The sequence below is a fragment of the Pseudoxanthomonas broegbernensis genome, assembly GCF_014202435.1.
In the GTDB taxonomy this organism is placed as follows: Bacteria; Pseudomonadota; Gammaproteobacteria; order Xanthomonadales; family Xanthomonadaceae; genus Pseudoxanthomonas; species Pseudoxanthomonas broegbernensis.
Genome location: NZ_JACHGU010000004.1, coordinates 124,907 through 144,802 on the forward strand (window position 1 = coordinate 124,907; position 19,896 = coordinate 144,802).

Annotated in this window: 18 protein-coding genes and 1 pseudogene; 4 read left to right on the plus strand and 15 right to left on the minus strand. The window is 73.3% G+C overall.

Translation table 11 applies throughout. The features are described 5' to 3' along the window. Window positions 1-29 precede the first annotated feature (29 nt). The 8 genes from HNR76_RS09730 to HNR76_RS09765 form a co-directional block, all read right to left on the minus strand. On the minus strand, window positions 30-527 hold the full coding sequence (locus HNR76_RS09730; RefSeq protein WP_246429091.1) for a disulfide bond formation protein DsbD: 498 nt from the start codon (window positions 525-527) through the stop codon (window positions 30-32). Window positions 528-577: 50 nt separating this feature from the next. Further along, window positions 578-1,921: a peroxiredoxin family protein gene (locus tag HNR76_RS09735; RefSeq protein ID WP_162310609.1), complete on the minus strand. Its 1,344-nt coding sequence runs from the start codon at window positions 1,919-1,921 to the stop codon at window positions 578-580. 168 nt (window positions 1,922-2,089) lie between these two features. Continuing rightward, window positions 2,090-4,681 (minus strand): TonB-dependent receptor plug domain-containing protein, encoded by a 2,592-nt coding sequence (locus HNR76_RS09740; protein WP_162310608.1) that lies wholly within the window; start codon window positions 4,679-4,681, stop codon window positions 2,090-2,092. A 277-nt stretch (window positions 4,682-4,958) separates the two neighbouring features. Continuing rightward, window positions 4,959-5,996: an NAD(P)H-dependent glycerol-3-phosphate dehydrogenase gene (locus HNR76_RS09745; protein ID WP_162310607.1), complete on the minus strand. Its 1,038-nt coding sequence runs from the start codon at window positions 5,994-5,996 to the stop codon at window positions 4,959-4,961. A gap of 21 nt (window positions 5,997-6,017) precedes the next feature. Then, on the minus strand, window positions 6,018-6,542 hold the full coding sequence (secB, locus tag HNR76_RS09750; RefSeq protein WP_162310606.1) for a protein-export chaperone SecB: 525 nt from the start codon (window positions 6,540-6,542) through the stop codon (window positions 6,018-6,020). 92 nt (window positions 6,543-6,634) lie between these two features. Beyond that, on the minus strand, window positions 6,635-7,072 hold the full coding sequence (locus HNR76_RS09755) for a rhodanese-like domain-containing protein (RefSeq protein ID WP_183982211.1): 438 nt from the start codon (window positions 7,070-7,072) through the stop codon (window positions 6,635-6,637). Between the two features lie 70 nt (window positions 7,073-7,142). Then, window positions 7,143-7,568, minus strand: coding sequence for a hypothetical protein (locus tag HNR76_RS09760; protein WP_162310605.1), 426 nt, complete (start codon window positions 7,566-7,568; stop codon window positions 7,143-7,145). 29 nt (window positions 7,569-7,597) lie between these two features. Beyond that, window positions 7,598-8,068, minus strand: coding sequence for a YiiD C-terminal domain-containing protein (locus HNR76_RS09765; RefSeq protein ID WP_162310604.1), 471 nt, complete (start codon window positions 8,066-8,068; stop codon window positions 7,598-7,600). Window positions 8,069-8,133: 65 nt separating this feature from the next. Between HNR76_RS09765 and HNR76_RS09770 the strand changes: the two genes are divergently transcribed. The 3 genes from HNR76_RS09770 to HNR76_RS09780 all read left to right on the plus strand — a co-directional run bounded on the left by HNR76_RS09770 (window position 8,134) and on the right by HNR76_RS09780 (window position 11,256). Next, entirely contained in the window at window positions 8,134-8,892 is a 759-nt protein-coding gene (locus tag HNR76_RS09770; RefSeq protein ID WP_246429092.1) for a uroporphyrinogen-III synthase, read from the plus strand. Between the two features lie 157 nt (window positions 8,893-9,049). Further along, window positions 9,050-9,994 (plus strand): uroporphyrinogen-III C-methyltransferase, encoded by a 945-nt coding sequence (locus tag HNR76_RS09775; RefSeq protein WP_162310681.1) that lies wholly within the window; start codon window positions 9,050-9,052, stop codon window positions 9,992-9,994. Beyond that, window positions 9,991-11,256 (plus strand): heme biosynthesis protein HemY, encoded by a 1,266-nt coding sequence (locus tag HNR76_RS09780; protein WP_162310602.1) that lies wholly within the window; start codon window positions 9,991-9,993, stop codon window positions 11,254-11,256. Before HNR76_RS09775 ends, HNR76_RS09780 begins: the two co-directional genes overlap by 4 nt. Before the next feature lie 25 nt (window positions 11,257-11,281). Here the strand turns inward: HNR76_RS09780 and HNR76_RS09785 are convergent, their stop codons facing one another. Further along, window positions 11,282-12,559 carry an acetyl-CoA C-acetyltransferase gene (locus HNR76_RS09785; RefSeq protein ID WP_162310601.1) on the minus strand — a complete coding sequence of 426 codons (1,278 nt, stop codon included), beginning with the start codon at window positions 12,557-12,559 and terminating at the stop codon, window positions 11,282-11,284. A gap of 153 nt (window positions 12,560-12,712) precedes the next feature. Between HNR76_RS09785 and HNR76_RS09790 the strand changes: the two are divergent. Further along, window positions 12,713-13,587, plus strand: a pseudogene (locus HNR76_RS09790) (hypothetical protein). Between the two features lie 159 nt (window positions 13,588-13,746). Here the strand turns inward: HNR76_RS09790 and HNR76_RS09795 are convergent. The 6 genes from HNR76_RS09795 to HNR76_RS09820 form a co-directional block, all read right to left on the minus strand. After that, window positions 13,747-14,298, minus strand: coding sequence for a superoxide dismutase family protein (locus tag HNR76_RS09795; RefSeq protein ID WP_162310600.1), 552 nt, complete (start codon window positions 14,296-14,298; stop codon window positions 13,747-13,749). Between the two features lie 75 nt (window positions 14,299-14,373). After that, window positions 14,374-15,807, minus strand: a complete 1,434-nt coding sequence (gene ntrC, locus HNR76_RS09800) for a nitrogen regulation protein NR(I) (RefSeq protein ID WP_162310599.1) — start codon at window positions 15,805-15,807, stop codon at window positions 14,374-14,376. After that, complete coding sequence (locus HNR76_RS09805; protein WP_162310598.1) at window positions 15,804-16,850, minus strand: two-component system sensor histidine kinase NtrB; 1,047 nt, start codon at window positions 16,848-16,850, stop codon at window positions 15,804-15,806. The genes ntrC and HNR76_RS09805 overlap by 4 nt, the downstream gene beginning before the upstream one ends. 129 nt (window positions 16,851-16,979) lie before the next feature. Then, the gene (locus HNR76_RS09810) at window positions 16,980-17,717 is read right to left on the minus strand and encodes an N-acetylmuramoyl-L-alanine amidase (protein ID WP_162310597.1); all 738 of its coding nucleotides are present in this window, start codon (window positions 17,715-17,717) and stop codon (window positions 16,980-16,982) included. A 195-nt stretch (window positions 17,718-17,912) separates the two neighbouring features. Further along, on the minus strand, window positions 17,913-19,355 hold the full coding sequence (locus HNR76_RS09815; RefSeq protein ID WP_162310596.1) for an ammonium transporter: 1,443 nt from the start codon (window positions 19,353-19,355) through the stop codon (window positions 17,913-17,915). 19 nt (window positions 19,356-19,374) lie between these two features. Then, on the minus strand, window positions 19,375-19,713 hold the full coding sequence (locus HNR76_RS09820) for a P-II family nitrogen regulator (RefSeq protein ID WP_162310595.1): 339 nt from the start codon (window positions 19,711-19,713) through the stop codon (window positions 19,375-19,377). Window positions 19,714-19,896: the final 183 nt, after the last annotated feature.

The window sequence follows — 19,896 nt, forward strand, 5'->3', positions numbered from 1 at the left end:
CTCCGGGGAGGGGACGGCGACGGCCTGGGTCATTCCAGGGCGACGGCGAACGGCGCCCTGAACAGCGTGCACAACCCGCTTTCCTCGTGGCAGCTCTGCCCGTTGAGCACGCCGCTGACCTCCCTGGCCCCGGGTTCCACCCGCACGCGCTGGCGGAAGGTGGCCGCATCGGCGAAGTAGGTGTAGCGGTACTCGCCGGCGAAGTTGCGGTCGCTGCGCGCATGCGCGCCCACCGACCGCGCCGGCTGCAGCACCTCGCCACCGGCGTGCACCGCCACCCTGGCCGGGCGCGGGCCGAAGTCGCCGGCCTCGAAGTCCGAGCCGTACACGATCCAGCCGTGCCGGATCGGCGCGGTGAACACCAGCTCCACGTCGTGCGTCCCGGCCACCGGTTCGGCGCGCCACTGCCATTCCAGCTCGCCGGCGTCCTGCGCCCGCAGCGGCAACGCCGCGGCCGCCAGCACCAGCGCCAGCGCGATCCCTGCCGGCCCGCGCCGTTGCCGCCATTGCATGCTCTTGCCCTTCATCCGTATCGCCTCGGTGGGGTCCGCCGCCGGCTGGCGGCGGATCGTGCCTGTCAGTGCGCCGCCGCCAGGCGCGGCGGTGCGTCCACGCCGTCCGCTCCGCCGGCGTCCTGCGCCGTGCGCGCGTACGGGTCGGGCTCGGCCAGCAGCTCGTCGAGCAGCGCGTTGAACTTGGCCACGTACTGCGCGTAGTACTCGCCGGTGACGGTACCGGTGTAGCCGGTGTAGATCTCGCGCACCTCGCCCTTGCGGTCGATGATGATCGTGGTCGGGAACGCGGCCATGTAGTTCAGGCCCCGGAGCTTCTCGGTGGCCACCTTCTTGTCGGCCAGGCCGCCGAACACGATGTCGTACTCGATGTCGAAGTACTGCTTGAACTTGCCCAGCACCTTCTGGAAATACGCGAAGCTGTCCTCCTGCTCGAAGGCCACCGCCACCGCCTCCACGCCGCGATGCCGGTTCTGCTTGAACCACGGCGACAGGAAGTAGGTCTGGTCGGTGCAGTTCGGGCACCACGTGCCGATCACCTCCACGATCACCACCTTGCCCTGGTACTTGTCGTCGCGCAGGGACACCGGCTGGCCCTGCAGGTCCGGGAAGGTGAAGTCGATGGTCTTCTGGCCGTCCTTGAGGAAGGTCAACTGGTACGGGTCGGGCAGCTCGACATTGGCGTCCTTGCGGCCCTCGAAGCGGACCACGTTGTAGATGCCGCTGCCGAACGCGCCCTGGATGTTGCCGTCCTCGTCGATGGTGCCCTTGATCAGGCGCGGGCTGGGGCCGCTGAAGTGCGACAGCCAGAAGCGGTTGCCCTGCACGGTGCCTTCCAGCTCGCGGGTGTCGCCGACCACGGTCATGAACACGCCGCCGAGGTGGTTGCCGTCCTGGTCGAGCAGGGCGACCTGGTCGCGCTTGTCCGCGCGCGCGGACTTGTCCAACTGCTGCACCGCCCACTTGCCGCTGAGGTCGGCCCCGGCGGCCACGTCCTGGCCCGGCTCGACGAAGCGCCAGGCCTTGCCATGCTCGGCGACGAACGGGATGTTGCGCGCGCCCTGGCGGTGCGGCACCAGGTCGCGGTACTCGCCGCGCAGGGTCTTGCCGTCGACCACGGTGAACACCAGCGCCGCGTCGTAGGTGTTCATCGGCACCGACAGGGTGTCCTCGGACACGCGCTCGACCACGAAGTTGTCGCGGCGGCTGCCGTTGATCAGGCTGAACTTCGCGTCCTTGGCGTCGGTGCCCTTGACCTCGAAGTTGAACGGGATCGGGTCGCCGTCGACGGTGAACTCGCCGCGCCAGATACCTTCCTGCGGGAACTTGGCCGCGGCGTGGGCCGCGGCGGCCACCGCCAGCGACAGGAACACCGCGCCAAAGCGCAGCAATGGCTTCGCACCTCTCATGACTCACCTCGCTTCTCGAAGGACAGGGGAACGGCTGTCACCGGACGGTGACTGTAGGAACCGGCGCGCGGCGGCGTCCACGCCGATGCGCGCGCCATGCATGGCATTTGCTCATGTGCAGATGGCCGGCGGTGCTGTGCGCGGGCCGCGCCGCGCCGGGGGCGCGGGTCACCACTGGTACTCGACCGTCGCCGCCCAGAAGCCGCCCGATGCGTCGATCGGGCCGCCGGTGGCGTAGTAGTACTCCATGTTCGACGGCGTCAGCGGCTCCGGGTACTTGATCGCCTTCTCGTCGAACACGTTGCTCGCCGCCAGCGCCAGCCGCAGCCCGCCGGCGAAGCGGTAGCTGGCCTCGATGTCGGTCAGCCAGGTGTCGCCGATGCTGTAGGCGATCTCGGCCTGGCCCGCGTACGGGCCGGTGGCCGGCACCGGGTTGGGCGTGCCCCAGCGCTGGATCGCCCCGTAGTGGGTCTGGCGCAGGTTGAGGTTGAAGCCGCCCAGGCTCCAGTTGGCGTTGAGCACCTGCTTGCTGCGCGGCGCCTTGTACAGCAGGTCGTTCTGCGAGCCGCGGCTGAACACCGGGATGTCCAGCTCGGCCAGCACGTCCGGGGTGCGCACGATGTCGCGGATGCGGGCGCGGTTGTGGTGCGCGGCCAGCGACCAGCGGATGCTGCCGTAGCGGCCCAGGTCGCTGTCGGTCTCCAGGGTCAGCTCCACGCCCTCGGTGCGGGTGTCGGCGGCGTTGATGAAGTAGGTGATGCCGTCGTCGCGGCCGAAGCCGGCCGCTTCCACCAGCGCGCCCGCGCCCGGGTAGCTGCTCTCGCTGAAGGTGGTGGACTGGGCGATGCGGTCCTCGACCTCGATCCGGTACAGGTCCAGGGCCAGGTTCCAGCCGGCGAACGGCTCCAGCACCAGGCCGATGCCGTAGTTGACCGAGGTCTCCGGCTCCAGCGGCCTGGCGCCCAGGGCGATGGCCTCGGGCGAGTCGACCTTGAGCGTGTGCGTGGTCGAGTAGTTGCCGTTGACCGTGCGCCGGTGCGACTGCGCGGCCAGCGACGGCGCCTGGAATCCGGTGCTGGCGGTGGCGCGGACGGCGAAGCGCTCGTTGAAGTCGTAGCGCGTGCTCAGGCGGCCGGTGATCTCGCTGCCGAAGTCGGAATAGTCCTCGTGGCGCGCGGCCAGGTCGACCAGCCACTTCGAGGTGGGATTGAGCGAGACCCCGGCGTAGAGGGAGATGCTGCGCCGGTCCTCGTCCACCTCCTCGCCGGGCTTGAAGCCCGGCAGCGCCTGCGCGCCGCCCAGGCCGCGGCCCAGCGCCTTGCCGGCGTTGGGCCCGTCCAGCACCGGCTGGCCGCCGTGCGACCAGGACTGCTCGTCGCCGGCGCCGACCCGGTAGTTCTCGTCGCGGCGCTCGGCGCCCAGCGACAGTTGCAGCGGCTGCGCCAGCCAGCCCACGTCGAAGCCGCGGCGCAGGTCGAAGTTGCTGGTCAGCGCCGAGTAGCGCAGGCGGCCGACGTAGAAGCGGGTCTGGCTGTCCAGCCCGTAGGTCGGGTTGAGCGAGTTGTGCAGGTCGATGTCGACCCGGTCGCGGCCGTAGTTGCTCGACAGGTCCCACGACCAGCCCGACTCGGTGCCGCCCTTGATGCCGGCGGTGACCCCCACGTCCTCCTCGCCCAGTTCCTCCCAGGGCGCATAGCCGTCGGGGAAGATCGCGCGCACCACCTCGTCGCGCGCCGGGTGGCGGAAGTTCTGCGGCGCCTTGGCATCGCGCCGCGAGTACAGCGCAAGGCCGTACAGCTCGGTGTACTGCGACAGCGGCAGGCCGAAGTCGGCGGCCACCGACTTCAATTCGAAGGCGCGGATGCCGCGGTTCTTCCACGCGTAGTCGTCGCGCGTGGCCTCCTTCGGGTTGGGCGTGGCACCGGCGGGGAGCTGCGGGTTGGACGACAGGCTGCCGGCCGGCAGGATCTCGTTGCCCTGGGCATCCAGCGGGAAGTAGTAGAGGAAGCTCGAGCGCGCCGGCCCGGTGCGGTTGGTCGCTTCCTGGTCGTCGTACTGGGCCGACAGCCGCAGGTGGCCGCCATCGCCCACCGCCAGGCCGGCGCCGGCCTGGAAGGTGCGGTTGCGGCCGTCGCCCTCGAAATGGCGGCCGTCGCGGTAGGACACCGCGCCGCCGCCCGGGTCGTCCTCGGTGATGATGTTGACCACGCCGGCGATGGCATCGGAGCCGTAGATCGCCGAAGCGCCGTCGCGCAGCACCTCGATGCGCTTGATCGCCGCGTTCGGGATCAGGCCCAGGTCCACCGGCGCGGCCGCGCCGAAACCGCCGGCGCCCAGCAGCGCAGTGCTGTGCCAGCGCTTGCCGTTGACCAGCACCAGGGTGTGGCTGGCGTTGAGCCCGCGCAACTGGCCGGCGCGGACCATGCTGTTGAGGTCGCCGGTTTCCAGCGGCAGGTTGAACGAGGGCAGCGCGGTGTTGAGTACGTCCAGCAGGTTGCTCTTGTTGGCGCGCCCGATGTCCTCGGCCGACAGCACGTCGATCGGCGCCTCGCTGCCGTCGACGGTGCGGGCCACGCCGCGGGTGCCGGTGACGACCACCGCATCGAGGCGGGTGGGCGCCATCGCGGCGATGGCGGTCGTGGCGCCTGCGGAGGCGGGAGTGGGCTCGGCGGCGTGCGCCTGGGCCAGTGCGGTGGCGATCATCAGGCAAAGCAGGGCCTGTCGCGGCGCGCGGCGCGCCACGTGGGAGTGAATCGGCATGGGGAAGTCCTGGCGGAAAGGCAGACCGGTGCGGGCTTCGCCGCGTCGTGCGGCACCGCACCGGATGGCTCAGAACTCTAGGTATCGCCTATTCATCCGTCCACACGGATGAATAGGGTTTTTTATGACGATTCGTCCAATGCAGATTGCGTCCTGGAAAACCGGAACTGCATCCGTGCCGATCGCTGCGCTGTGCGCAGGCGACCGCGAACCCGCGCAGGCGGCAGGAAACGGGATGGAAAACGGCAGCCCGGCCGATGCGGCCGGACGCCCGCGCTCAGCGGAACAGCGCCTCGGGGTACTCCGGCTTCTGCTCGCGCGCCAGCAACTGGCGCAGGCCATCCACCGGGGTAATGTCGCCGTGCAGCACCGCCTGCACCCCGGCGGAGATCGGCAGGTCGATGCCGTGGCGGCCGGCCAGGCGCATGACCTCGTCGGCGGTCTGCACCGACTCGACCACCTGGCCGATCTCGCGCACCGCCTCCTCCAGCCCCTGGCCGCGGCCCAGGGCCAGGCCCAGGCGGCGGTTGCGCGACAGGTCGCCGGTGCAGGTCAGCACCAGGTCGCCCAGGCCGGCCAGGCCCATCAGCGTCTCCGGGCGTGCGCCGATGGCCGCGGCCAGGCGCAGCATCTCGTTCAGGCCGCGGGTGATCAGGCCGGCGCGGGCGTTGAGGCCCAGCTCCATGCCGTCGGACACGCCGGTGGCCACGGCCAGTACGTTCTTCATCGCCCCGCCCAGCTCGGCGCCGACCATGTCGTCGCCGGTATAGGCACGGAAGGCCGGGCCGTGCAGCGCATCGGCCACCTGCTGGGTGAACGCGGCGTCCTCCCCGTGCACGGTCACCGCGGTCGGCAGGCCGAGGGCGACCTCCTTGGCGAAGGACGGGCCGGTGACCACCGCCAGGGGGACGCCGGGGCCCAGCACGTCCTCGGCCACCTCGTGCAGGAAACGCCCGCAACCCGGCTCGAAGCCCTTGGTCGCCCAGGCCACCCCGGCCCCGGCCGGCAGCAGCGGCTTGAGCGCGTGCAGGGTCTGGGTGAAGGCATGCGAGGGCACCACCACCAGCACCCAGCCGCAACCGGCCACCGCCGCGCCCATGCCGGTGGTGGCGCGCAGCGCGGAAGGCAGCTCGATGCCGGGCAGGTAGCGCGGGTTCTGGTGGTCGCGGTCGATCGCCGCGACCATGGCCGCATCGCGCCCCCACAGGGTGGTGGGATGGCCGTGGCGCGCGGTGAGCGCGGCCAGGGCCGTCCCCCAAGAGCCGGCCCCGAGGACGGCCAGGGGCGCCCTGGACGCGTCAGTTGCGGCGGTCATGGGCCGGTGAAGCGCGCCGGATCAGGCGTTGCCGGCCGGCTCGGCCGAGGCCACGTCGTTGGACGCCTCGGCCTGGGCCTGGCGCTGGCGCAGGGTCTCGGCGTAGAGGGCGTCGAAGTTGATCGGCTGCAGCAGGAACGGCGGGAAGCCGCCGGCCTGGATCAGGTCGCCGGCGGTCTGGCGCACGTACGGGAACAGGATGTTCGGGCACTGGGTGCCCAGCAGCACGTCGATCGCCTGCGGCTGCAGGCCGGACAGGCCGAACACGCCGGCCTGGTCGACTTCGGCCACGTAGGCGGTCTTGTCGCCGACCTTGCAGGTCAGGGTCACGCGCAGGGAGACCTCGAACACGTTCTCGTTCAGGCGCTGCACGCGCTGGTTGAGGTTGAGCTGCAGGTCGGGCTGGCCCTGCTCGTTGAAGATGGCCGGCGAGTTGGGCGACTCGAAGGAAACGTCCTTGACGTAGATCTTCTCGACGCTGAAGGCCGGACCGGCGGCTTCCTGCGGGGCGGGGGCGGCTGCGCCGTTGGTGGTTTCGTCGGACATTTCGCAACTCCAGCAAATACGGAAGAATCGATGAGGACCGGCCAGCGGGGACCGGGACAGAACGCACGATTATGACATGCCCGCAGGCGTGGTCAGGCCCGGCCCTTGACCAGCGGCAGGCTGGCGGCCTGCCAGGCGCCGATGCCGCCGTCCAGCCAGTACACCTGCTCGAAGCCGGCCTTCTTCAGCTTCCGGGCCGCGGCGGTGGAGGCCATGCCGTTGCGGCACACCAGCACCACCGGCGATTGCCTGGCCCCGGCCAGCAGCTTGCCCTGCGGGTCGAACTGGCTGGGGGTGAGGTTGCGGCTGCCGGCGATGTGGCCCTTCTCGAAATCGGCGATGGCCGACAGGTCCACCACCAGCGCGCCGTGCTGGTTCATCAGCGCCGGCAGCTCGGCCGGCTTGAGCGACGTGTAGCCGCGCAGCAGGCGCGCGATCTCGGTGTAGACGATGGCCAGGGTCAGGCCGACCAGCGCCAGCGACAGCATCGGATGGCGGCCGGCGAAGGCCATCAGGGTCTCGGGATTCACGGCAGGATCGTTTCGTGGCGTCGTGCGGGGCGGCGATTGTCGCACAAGCCCCCCACCGCGCCCGCGCCTGCTAGTCCCCTTCCCAGAAATCGGGCAACCCCGCCGTCTGCCACCAGCGCTTGCCCTCCGCGTCCCAGCGCCACTGCTCGCGCCAGCGGATCCGCCGCTCGGCCTGGGTGTGGCGGTTGACCACGCCGATCTCCACCTCGCGGGTCACGCTGCCGTCGGGCAGGGAGCCGTTGCCGCCCTCGCGGTAGCTGGTCACCTGCAGTTGGTGGTAGCGCGCCAGTTCCAGGTCGCTCAGCGGCTCGGACGTGCGGACCTTGGGGTCGACCAGTTGCCAGGCGGCCTCGTAGTCGCTCCAGCGCACCGCCGAGGCGAACACCGCCTGCGCCTGCTCCAGCTTGGTGCGCTGGCGGGCATTGAGCGCCTCGGCGCCGGGCGCGGCCAGCAGCAGCGCAACCAGGGCCAGCAGGATCGTGAGCGTGCGCGGCATCCGAAGGCTCCAGGGCGGAAGCGGCCATCCTAGCAGGGCGCCTGCGCCTCCCGGGCCAGGGCGACGAAGCGGCCGCTGAACACCGTCGCGTCGCCGCCATCGGGCAGGAGAACGCGCGCGGCGATGCGGCAGCGGGCGCGCCCGCGCGCGCCGAAGGTGGCGACGAACGCGTCCCAGCCACCCTCCTCCAGCCAGGCCTCGGCCTCCAGCCCGGCATGCAGCGGCGCCAGGTAGCGCACCGTGCTGTCGGCGACGTAGACGTCGGCCCGCATGCCGGCCCGCGCCAGTTGCCGGGTGGCCAGCCCCCAGCCGGCCAGGGTCATCAGCGACACCAGGCTGCCGCCGAAGGCCGAGCCCTTGTCGTTGACGTTCGGCGCCAGCGGCGCGCGCAGGCGCAGGCGCCCGTCGGCGGCGCCGGCCAGTTCGACCTGCATCGCCCGCACCAGCGGGATGGCGCGCAAGTGCGCCTTCAGCCGCTCCAGGGAATCGTCGGTGGTCATCCAGGCAGGTCCGAAAGCTCGCGCCGGCGCACCGTGCCATGCGCCCGAACGGCCATAATGCCGCAATGCCCACACCGCGTCCGCCCGCCTGGATCCTGGTCTCGCTGCGGCCGCGCGGCGGGCACGAGGCGCTGCGCCGCGCCGCCGCGCGCCACGGCGCCGGCCTGCTGGCGCTCTCGCCGTGGGCGCTGCGGCCGCGCGAGGACGCGGCCAGCCGGCAGGCGCTGGATGCGGCGCTGGACGCGCAGGCGCTGGTGTTCACCAGCCCCGCCGCGGTGCGCGCCGCCGCACGGCTGCGGCCGCTGCGGGAACGCCGCGGCCAGCACTGGCTCGCGGTGGGCGCGGGCAGCGCCGCCGCCCTGCGCCGCGCCGGGATCGCCGCAGTGCGGGCGCCGGCGCGCATGGACAGCGAGGGCCTGCTGGCACTGCCGGAACTGGACGGGATATCCAGCGTCGGCCTGGTCACCGCACCCGGCGGGCGCGGGATGATCCCGGCCATACTCGCCGCGCGCGGGGCGCAGGTGCACCGCGCCGACGTCTACGACCGCGTGCCGCTGCCTCCGGGCGCGGCCGCGCTGGAGCGGCTGCGCGGCCTGGACCGGCCCGCCGTCCTGGCCCTGAGCAGCGAACAGGCCCTGCGCCTGGTGCTGGAACAATGGCCCGCCGCCGCGGCCACGGCGCTGCGCCGCTGCGCCGTGGCCGCGGCCAGCGAACGCCTGGCCCGGATCGCCGCCGGCTACGCACTGGGCCCGGTCGCCGTGGCCGGCGATCCACGCCCGGCCGCGCTGGCCGCCACCGCCCACGCACTGATTGCCGCCGCCTGAACCGCCCCGCCTTGCAGGCGCGCGGAGGCCAAGCGATGCTTTCGGGCGTGGCCGCCGCCGCGGACGCGGACAAGGTCGTCCGCCTACGTCGACGCCGCAGCCGGACAAGGATCCCGACGTGAACGACGCCTCCCCCCTTCGCCGTTCCCGCGCACGCATGCTCGCCGCCGGCGCCCTGCTGCTGCTCGGCCTGGCCGGCTGGTACGCCTGGCATGCCTGGCAGGCGGGCCGGGCCCTGGCGCAGGCCCGCGCCAGCGAGGACGCACGCCAACTGGACGCGCTGGTGCAGCGCATGGACACCCTGCGTGGCGACCTGGCCGCGCAGGGACGCCTGATCCGCGACGCGGCCGCCGCCAACCGCGTCCTGCGCGACGAAGTGCTGGGTCTGGGCCAGCGCAACGCACTGCTGGAGGAATCGGTGGCACGGCTGGCCGCCAGCGGCCGCCAGGGCAGCCACGCCGTGCGCCTGGACGAAGTGGAACTGCTGCTGGTGCTGGGCGGACAGCGCCTGCGCATCGCCGGCGACCTCGACGGCGCGCGCAGCGCCTACGCACTGGCCGCCGGCCTGCTGGAAGGCGTGGACGATCCGGGCCTGCTCAACCTGCGGCAGACGCTGGCGGCCGAGCGCGCCGACCTCGATGCCCTGGGCGCCGGCCCGCGGGCGGCGCTGGAGAAGCGGCTGGCCGGCCTGGACGCCCGCCTGCCGCGATTGCCGTTGCAGCCCGATGCGCAGGCCGGCATCGACGGCACGATGCCGAAAACCTGGTGGCAGCGCCTGCTGGCCCCACTGGTGGAGATCACCCCGTCCGGCGACCAGGCCCTGCTCACCGATGCCGAGCGCACCCTGGCCGGCGATGCCCTGCAACTGGAGCTGACCCTGGCGCGCGCCGCGCTCGAGCGTGGCGACCTCGACGCCTTCCATACCGCGCTGAACCGCGCCCGCGCCCGGCTGGCCCGGTTGTGGCCCGATTCACCGCCGCTGCGCGAAGTTCTGCGGGAACTGGATGCGTTGCGCAGCGCACCGCTGCGGCCGCAGGCGCCCGCCCTGGGCGCCACCCTGCGGCAGTTGCGCGCCCTGCGCGAGGGAGGAAGCGACTCGTGAAGCCGTACCGCTCGCTGGTGGTCCTGTTGTCGATGGCCGTGCTGGGCGTGCTCGCCGCACAGTGGCTCACCCGGCAGGACCCCGCCGCCCTGGGCCGGGTGATCGTGCGCGCCGGCGGCCACGACTACGGCGCCTCGCTGCCCACCGCCGTCCTGGTGCTGGTGCTGGCCTGGCTGCTGCTGGCGCTGGCCTGGCAGACGCTGCGGCTGCCGTTCCGGATATGGGGCCGCTACCGTACGCGGCAGTCGCGTGCGCGCCTGCTCGATGGCCTGCGCGCCCTGCAGTGCGGCCAATGGACCCGGAGCGAACGCCTGCTGGCCGGCGCCGGCCGCGACCCCCGCGCCGGTCCCGCCGCCCTGGCCGCGGCGGTACGCGCCGCCGAGGGCCGCGGCGACGAGGCCGCGGCCCAGTCCTGGCTGGCGGCGCTGGAGGAACGCGACCCGGCCCTGCACGCCGTGCTGCAGGGCGAGCGCCTGCTCGAACGCGGGCGGCCGGTGGATGCGGTCAACGCGCTGGACGTGGCCGCCGCGCAGCCGTTGCCCCCCCGGGGGTTGGTGCTGCGCGTGCGCGCGCTGGCGGCGATCGGCCGCGCCGGCGAGGCGTACGGCCTGCTCGGCGCCCTGCGCCAGCAGTCCGCGCTGCCGCCCGCCGAACTGGCCCGTCTGGAAACCGAACTGGCCACCCAGTGCCTGGAGGAGGCCGCCGACGCCAACCTCCTGGCCGAACGCTGGGAAACCCTGCCCAAGCCGCTGCGCGCCCAATCCCCGGTGGTGGCCGCCTATGCCGCCCGCGCCGCCGCCCTGCGCTGGCACGACGCGGCGCTGCGCCACCTGGACCATGCCCTGGACACGCGCTTCGACGAGTCGCTGGTGGACCTCTACGGCCGCCTGCCCATCGGCCACGTCGACTCGCGCCGCGCCAGCGTCCAGCGCTGGCTGCAGGCGCACCCGGCCAGCCCGGCCCTGTTGCTGGCGCTGGCTCGCCTGGCACGCCAGCAAGGCCAATGGCTGCAGGCGCAGGAGTTCCTGCACCGGGCCATCGCCCAGGGCGGCGGCGCGGACGCCTGGGAGGAACTGGGCCACGGCCTGGCCGCGGCCGGCGACGATGCCCTGGCCCGCCGCGCCTACGCCAACGCCCTGCGCGTGGCCCGCGGCGAGGCGGCCGAGGAACTGCCCGGCCGCGACCTGCGCGAGAAGATCTACGACCTGGCGGTGGTCGAGGAACGCGACGAATTCGGGATGCCGCGGCTGCCGCAGCCCTGAACCGGGGCCGTTCCGGCGCCGGGGTTCAACGCTCGACGATCGCCACCACGCCCATGCCGCCGGCGGTGCAGATGGAGACCAGCGCGCGGCCGCCGCCGCGCTCGGCCAGTTGCCGGGCCACGGTGGCGACGATGCGCGCGCCGGTGGCGGCGAACGGATGGCCGGTGGCCAGCGAGGAGCCGACCGGGTTGATCCTGTCCGGGTCGATCCGGCCCAGCGGCGCGTCCAGGCCCAGGCGGTTGCGGCAGTAGTCCTCGCTCTCCCAGGCGCGCAGCGTGCACAGCACCTGCGCGGCGAAGGCCTCGTGGATCTCGTAGACGTCGAAGTCCTGCAGCGTCAGCCCGTGGCGCGCCAGCATCTGCGGCACGGCCACGGTCGGCGCCATCAGCAGGCCCTCGCCGTGGACGAAGTCCACCGCCGCCGCCTGCGCGTCGCGCAGCCAGGCCAGCGGCTCGTGGCCATGCGCGCGCGCCCATTCCTCGGAGGCCAGCAGCACCGCGGCGGCGCCGTCGGTCAGCGGCGTGGAGTTGCCGGCGGTCAGGGTGCCGCGGCCGGAGGTGCGGTCGAAGGCCGGCTTGAGCGCGGCCAGCTTCTCCAGCGAGGTGTCCGGGCGCAGCACGTTGTCGCGCTCCACGCCGCGGAACGGCACGATCAGCCCGTCGAAGAAACCGCGCTCATAGGCCGCGGCCAGCTTGCGGTGCGAGTCCACCGCCCAGGCGTCCTGCGAGTCGCGGGCGATGTTCCATTCCTTGGCCATGTCCTCGCAGTGCTGGCCCATGCTCTTGCCGGTGCGCGGCTCGGCCACGCCGGGAAACTCGGGCTTCAGCTCGGACAGCCGGAAGCCCTTGAACGCGGCGAGCTTCTCCCGCGCCGTCTTGCCCCGGTGGGCCGCCAGCAGGCGCGCGCGCAGCGCCTTGCCGTAGACGATGGGCACGTCGGAGGTGGTGTCCGAGCCGCCGCCGATGCCCGATTCGACCTGCCCCACGGCGATCTTGTTGGCCACGGCGACGATCGAGTCCAGGCTGGTGCCGCAGGCGCGCTGCAGGGTGATGCCCGGGGTCAGCGGCGACAGGCCCGAGGACAGCGCCGCCTCGCGGCCCAGGTTCCAGTCGGAGGGATGCTTGATCACCGCGCCCATCGCCACCTCGCCCAGCACCTGTCCGTGCAGGCCGAAGCGCTCGACCAGGGCGCCCAGCGTGCGCACCGACATGCCCAGGTTGCCCACGTCCGAATACGCCGTGTTCTGCCGGCAGAACGGAATGCGGACGCCGCCGAGAATGGCGACTGGACGGGCGGCTGGCATGGGGCGACCTCGGGCGGATTCCATTCGTGGGCACGGCCTGCATACGCGGCCGAATGCATAATGTCCGCAGTGTAGCCCCGCGCTGTCAGGCGGCCAATGACGAAGACGACCCGCACATGAATGAATCCCACCGCGACCTGCGAGGCCGCGCGCATGGCTGAGGCCACGTTCGAAGGCGTGTTCGCGCTGGAACTGGCCGGCGGCCAGGCGCCCGGCCGGCGCTGCCGCCCCCGCAGGCCGGCGAGCTGGCCACGTGCGTGGGCCGCGACCTGGCCGCCCTGGTCAACGGCGTGGCCGGGCTGGAACTGGCTTTGGTCGCGGCCCATTTCGACCCGGCCGAGGCGCTGCGCCCGGGCTGGCCGCTGCACCGCCGCCTGGAGGAATTGCGCGCCCGCGCGCCCGGCCGCGGGCAGGGGCCGCGCGTGCTTGCCTTCGGCGCCGACGCCGCCGGCCAAGTGCCGCTGCCGTTCCAGGCCGAGGCCGCGCTGGCTGGCGGCGGACTACGGGTGCTGCCGTTCGTGCTGGCCGGCCCGCAAGAGGAGGTGGCCTCGGTGGCCGAGGCGTTGGAGGAAAAGCTGCTGGCGCTGGGCATGGCCCGCCCGGACACCGCGCTGCTGGCCCAGGACGGCTTCGCCGCGCGGGTCGAGCACGCGCGTTATCTCACCGCGCACGACCTGGCCGCGATGATGGCCATGCAGTACGAGAACCAGGGCCTGGGCGCCCTGTGGAACCTGATCGAGGCCGCGCTGCTGGCGCCGCAGGCGGTGGAGTGGCTGGACGCCGGGCCCGAACCGCTGCTGCGGCTGGAGGACGGGCACGTGCGCATGGCGCTGTTCGACCCGGCCGGCTGGTGCGCGCACTACCATGGCGCCACCGCGCAGGCGGACGACCGCGACCGGCTGCAGCGCGCCTACGAGCACTTCCTGGCCCGCCAGCGGCAACTGGCCGCGGTGCTGGAGGCGCACGGCATCCCGGTGCTGTACGTGCACTGCGACGGGCACGGCGACGCACGGGCGAAGCTGCAGTAGGCGCCGCGCCACCCGTTCGTCCGAACTTGCAGGAGCCGGCTTCAGTCGGCGACAAGGCCGGGAACTCCGGGTGCACCGGACTGGCCGCTGCCTTTGCCAGGACGCGGCCTGGGCCGGCGACGGCGCGACCCAGGCGCGGGGGCCTGGGCCGCCCTTGCGTCACGGCACCCGGATCAAGCCGCAGGCCACCCGCGCGCCGGCATTGCCGGCCGGCTGGCTGTGGTAGTCGTCCGCGGCGGCATGGACGATGACCGCGCGGCCCGCGATGTCGTTGGCCGCGCCGCCGCCCAGGGTGACGCCGTGCAGGTGCACGTTGACCCGGGCCACGCCGGAAGCGTCGGAGACGATGTTGTCCATGTCGCCGGCATGGTGGACGGGGGTGCCGGCGCGGCCGTGCGGCGTGCCGGCCGGGTTGAAGTGGCCGCCGGCGCTGGAGGCGTCGACCGCGCTGCAGTCGCCCTTCTCGTGCACGTGGAAGCCGAACTGGCCGTTGGGCGTCAGCCCGCCGACCTCGCCGCCGATGTGCACGCCATCGCCCATCGGCGCCAGGGTGAGCTTGCCGCTGACCCGGCTGCCGGAGGCCGAGGCCAGGACCGCTGTCGCCTGCTGCGCGGTGCTGACCGGCGCCGGCGGCGCCGGCTCGGCCGGCGGCGGGGCGCTGCTGCAGGCGGCCAGGGCGAACAGGCCGAGCGTGGCAAGGGGAATGCGCATGTCGGGTAGCTCCTTGCGTGAAAGAGCCACAGGATAAGCCCCCGGGCGCCACGGGCGGATGAATTGCCGGGCGCCTCAGCGCCGCGTGCGCGCCGGCCCGAGCTTGCGGGCGACCGTGTTGCGGCCCACGCCCAGCAGCGCGGCCGCTTCCACCCGGCGGCCGCCGGTGTGCTTCAGGGCGGCGCCGAGCAGGGCTTGGTCGAAGCGCTCGCGCGCCTGCGCATGCAGGTCGCGCGCGCCTGCCTGCAGGCAGGCGCGCGCCCATTCCCCCAACTGCCGGTCCCAGTCCTCCGGCTCCCCGGCCGGGGCCGCCGGGGCCGGGGCCGGCGCCTGCCCGCCGTCCAGATCGTCGACGGTGATGGTCTCGCCCGGCGCCAGCGCGGCCAGCCGCCAGCAGGTGTTCTGCAGCTCGCGCACGTTGCCGGGCCAGTCCATCGCCTGCAGCGCGGCCTGCGCGGCCGGGTCGAAGCGCTTGGCCCCCGCACCCAGCTTGCGCGCGGCGCGGCGCAGGAAGGTGTCGGCCAGCAGCGGGATGTCGTCGCGGCGCTCGCGCAGCGGCGGCAACTGCAGGCGCACCACGTTGAGCCGGTGCAGCAGGTCGGCGCGGAAGCGGCCCTGCTGCACCTGCACCTCCAGGTCCTGGTGGGTGGCGGCGATCACCCGCACGTCCACCCGGATCAGCTCGCGCCCGCCCACCCGGAAGAATTCGCCCTCGGCCAGCACCCGCAGCAACCGGGTCTGCAGCGAGGCCGGCATGTCGCCGATCTCGTCCAGGAACAGGGTGCCGCCGTCGGCCTGCTCGAAGCGGCCGATGTGGCGCTTGCTCGCGCCGGTGAACGCGCCGGCCTCGTGGCCGAACAGTTCGCTCTCCAGCAGCTCGGCCGGGATGGCGGCGGTATTGAGCGCCACGAACGGCCCGGACGAACGCGGCGACTCGCGGTGCAGCGCGCTGGCCACCAGTTCCTTGCCGGTGCCGGTCTCGCCGGTGATCAGCACCGACAACGGCGCCTGCGCCAGCCGGCCGATGGCGCGGAACAGCGCGCGCATGGCCGGGGCATCGCCGATCAGCGCCGACGTGCCGGGCGCGTCCTCCACCACGGCCGCGCGCGGCCCGCCGTCGCCCGGTGCCGGGACGGCGGCCGGCAGCGCCCGCGCGGCCAGGGCCACCGCGTCGTCCAGGTCGAACGGCTTGGACAGGAACTCGTGCGCGCCACCGCGGAACGCGCTGGCGGTGCTGGCCACGTCGGTATAGGCCGACATCACGATCACCGGCAACTGCGGGTGCACCGCCTTGAGCCGGTCCAGCAGCGCCAGGCCGTCCTGCCCGGGCATGCGCACGTCGGTGAACAGCAGGTCGGGCGCACCGCGCACGTCCAGCGCGTCCAGGGCGCTGGACGCGTTCTCGAACCCGTCGACCTCGTACCCGGCCTCGCGCAGCGCGGTGGCCAGCACGAAGCGCACGGAACGGTCGTCGTCGACCACCCAGACCCGGCGATTGTCGGTGCTCATGCGGGGGAGCCTCCCTCCGGTTCGGTCTGCGGCAGCAGCAGGGTGAAGACGGTGTGCCCGGGGCGCGAGCGGAAGGTCAGCGAGCCGCGGTGCTCGCGCGCAACCTGGTGGGCCAGGGCCAGGCCCAGACCGGTGCCCTCGGCGCGGCCACTGACCAGCGGCAGGAACAGGTGCTCGGCCAGTTCCTCGGGCACGCCGCGGCCATCGTCGACGATCTCCACCCGCAGCGCGCGCGCATGCAGGTGCTCGCGGATATGCAGGCCGCTCTCCACCCGCGTGCGCAGTACGATCGTGGCCGCGCCGGCCTGCTGCGCGTTGCGCACCAGGTTCCACGCCGCCTGCACCAGGCGGTCGGCATCGCCCGCGAACTCGGGGATGCTGGGGTCGTAGTCGCGCTGCAGGCGCACCTGGCCGCCGCCTTCGGCCTCGGCCAGGCGCAGCACCCGCTCCAGCACCGCATGGATGTTCAGCGGCGCGTGCGCTCGCTGCGGCGCCGGCGACAGCAGCCGGTCGACCAGTTGCCCGAGGCGGTCGATCTCCGCGCCGATCAGTTCCACCAGTTCGTGCTCGCCGCTGTCCTCGGCGCGCTGGCCGGTGCGCCGGGCCAGCAACTGCGCCGCGCCCTTGAGCCCGGCCAGCGGGTTGCGCAGCTCGTGGGCCAGGCCCTTGAGCGCGGCCGCCAGCGCGCCGGGCAGGGCCTGCGCCGGGTCCAGCGCGGAGAAGGCGTCGGTCGGGTGCACTTCCAGGCGCCAGCCCTCGCCGGTGCGGGTAATCCAGCCGTCGGCGTGGCGCGGCATCTCGCCGGGCACGCCCAGGGCGATGCGGTGCAGCCGCAGCACCTCGCGCTCGTCCTGGCCGAGGAAGCGGGACAGGGCGTCGCCGTCCTGTTCCAGCGCGGCCAGCGGCTGGCCGAGCAGCCGCCGCGCGCCGACCCCGAGCCAGCGCGGGAACGCCGGGTTGGTGCCGACGATGCGCGCCTGCGCATCGGTCCAGGCCACCGGCGTGCCGAGCTGGTCCAGTCCGGGGGCGGGAATGGCGGTCATCGGGTCCATTGCACCAATTTAGTGCATGACCGGCCTGCGCGCGATCCCGCCCTGGTGGACATGCGGCCGGCGCCGGCCTTGCCCGGCCCGGCCTGCCGTCGCGCCAGGCGCAGGCGCGACGGGCCGCGGTCAGGGGATCGAACGCAGTTGCAGCACCAGCGAGTACAGGATGCGCCGGTCCTGCGCATCGAGGGTGGCCGCCTCGTCGCCCCGGTAGTGGCGGCGATAGGCGCGCACGGCCGCGTCCGGATCGTCCAGCGGCCAGCCGACGGCCTGCATCGCCAGCCAGGGGTCGAAGCCGGGCGGCGGCTCGCCATGGGCCGGGTCCGGCCACAGGCCGAAGCCGGCCTGCGCCAGCCGCGCCCACGGGAACCGCGGGCCCGGATCACGCTTGCGCGTGGGCGCCAGGTCGGCATGGGCGATGACCGCGTGGCGCGGGATGCGCAGGCGCGTGCACAGGTCGTCCAGCAGGCGCAGCAGCGCGTCGATCTGCGCGGGCGGGAACGGTTCGGCACCGTCATTGTCCAGTTCGATGCCGATGGAGGCCGAATTCAGGTCGGCGATCGCGCCCCAGCGGCCGCCGCCGGCATGCCAGGCACGGCGCGAGTCCTCGACCAACTGGTACAGCCCCCCGTCGGCGCCGACCAGGTAGTGCGCGCTGACCGGCCCGCCGCGGTGGCCGCTGCGCAGGGTGCGCAGGCTGCGCTCCACCGAGTCCTGCTCGGTGGCGTGCAGCACGACCAGGGTCGCCCGCCGCGCGTCGTGGTTGGGCGAGGGCACCCAGGCCGCCATCGGGTTGCGCGACGGCGCCTGCGCGCAGGCGCACAGCAGCAGGACCAGCAGCGTGGACAGCCATCGCGAAGCCATGGCCCATTGCAACGGGTGCCGCTGCCGGTGGCAAGCGGTGCCGGCGCGGGCCGGGACGATGGAACGTTGCGGGGAACATGGCATCCACCTGCGCTGGCGGGTTGCCGGGCGATGCGCCCGGCCGGCGGCGGCGGGCGCTTGCCGCGCCGCCGCCTGGACCGGGACCGCGGCGCTGCGGCCGCGGCCCGGTGCGGATCACGCCTCGTAGGCGCGTTCGCCGTGCGCGCTGATGTCCAGGCCCTCGCGCTCGACTTCCTCGCTCACCCGCAGGCCGACCAGGACCTTGGTGACGAGGATGGCGATGGCCGTGGCCACCGCGCACCAGGCGATGGTGAACAGCACGCTGAAGGCCTGCGCCCCGACCTGCGCGGCGATCGAGCCGTCGATGCCGGTGCCGCCCAGCGAGGCGTCGCTGAACACGCCGGTCAGGAGCGCGCCGACGATGCCGCCGATGCCGTGCACGCCGAACACGTCCAGGCTGTCGTCCGCGCCCAGCAGGCGCTTGAGGCCGTTGACGCCCCACACGCAGAGCGTGCCCGCGCAAAGGCCGATCACGATCGCGCCCATCGGGCCGACGCTGCCGGCGGCCGGGGTGATGCCGACCAGGCCGGCGATCGCGCCGGAGGCCCCGCCCAGCGCGGAGGGCTTGCCCTTGACGATGGCTTCCACCAGGGTCCAGCCCAGCACGCCGGCGGCGGTGGCCACCATGGTGTTGAGCATGGCCAGCGAGGCGGCCGCGTCGGCGGCCAGCGCCGAGCCGGCGTTGAAGCCGAACCAGCCCACCCACAGCAGCGCGGCGCCGACGAAGGTGTAGGGCACGCTGTGCGGCTTGATCGCCTCGCGGCCGTAGCCCAGGCGCCTGCCCAGGAACCAGGCACCGACCAGGCCGGCCACGCCGGCGTTGATGTGCACCACGGTGCCGCCGGCGAAGTCGATCACGCCCTTGTGCGCCAGGAAGCCGTTCTCCCCGCTCCACACCATGTGCACCATCGGCAGGTAGGCCAGGGTCACCCACAGCGCGGAGAACAGCAGCATCGCCTTGAACTTGATGCGCTCGGCGAAGGCGCCGACGATCAGCGCGGCGGTGATCCCGGCGAAGGTGGACTGGAACGCGACGAACAGGAACTCGGGCAGGCCGCCGGCATCGGTATCGGGCGCGATGCCCCTCAGGAACGCCTTCTGCGTGAACGAGCCGAAGAACGCGTTGCCGTCGGTGAACGCGGCGCTGTAGCCGTAGGCCACCCAGAGCAGCACCACCAGCGAATAGACCACCAGCACCTGCAGCAACACCGAGAGCACGTTCTTGGCGCGGACCATGCCGCCGTAGAACAGCGCCAGCCCCGGCACCACCATCAGCAGCACCAGCAGGGTGGAGGTCAGCATCCAGGCGACGTTGCCGCTGTCGAAGGCCGCGGCCGCCTCTTCCGGCACCGCCACGTCCGCGTCGGTGGCCCAGGCCGCGGGCGGCTCGGCGGCGTAGGGGGTCGCGTACAGGGCCGCGGCCTCGGCGGCGGGCGCCGCGGCTTCCTGGGCCAGCACGGGCAGGCTGGCGACGCCGGCGAGGATGGCCGCCAGCAGGAACCACGCGCACAGGGTACGGCACCGGGCTTGGTACCCGGCGAGGAATCGAGTCTTCATGGGGGGGCTCCGAGTGGGGTTAGAGCGCGTCCGTGCCGATTTCGCCGGTGCGGATGCGGATGGCATGTTCGATGTCGGCGACGAACACCTTGCCGTCGCCGATCTTGCCGGTGCCGGCCGATTGCCGGATCGCCTCCAGCACCGCGTCCTGGCGCTCGTCGGCCACCACGGTCTCCAGCTTGATCTTCGGCAGGAAGTCGACGACGTACTCGGCGCCGCGGTACAGCTCGGTGTGGCCCTTCTGCCGGCCGAAGCCCTTGACTTCGGTCACGGTGATGCCGGACACGCCCGCCTGGGCGAGGGCTTCGCGCACCTCGTCGAGCTTGAACGGCCGGATGATAGCGGTGATCAGTTTCATGTTCGCATCCCGATGGTGGAGGGTCCGGCCGCACGGGCCGGCATTCGGTCCTTCGCGGGGACGCGCCGGGCCCGTGGCGGACCCGGCATCCCGTTCGACATGGCCGCGCCCTGCCGGCCGCGGCACCGATCCAGGGCTGCACCCGACGACTTGGGGGAGGTCGTGCAGGCCCGTGATCCAGCT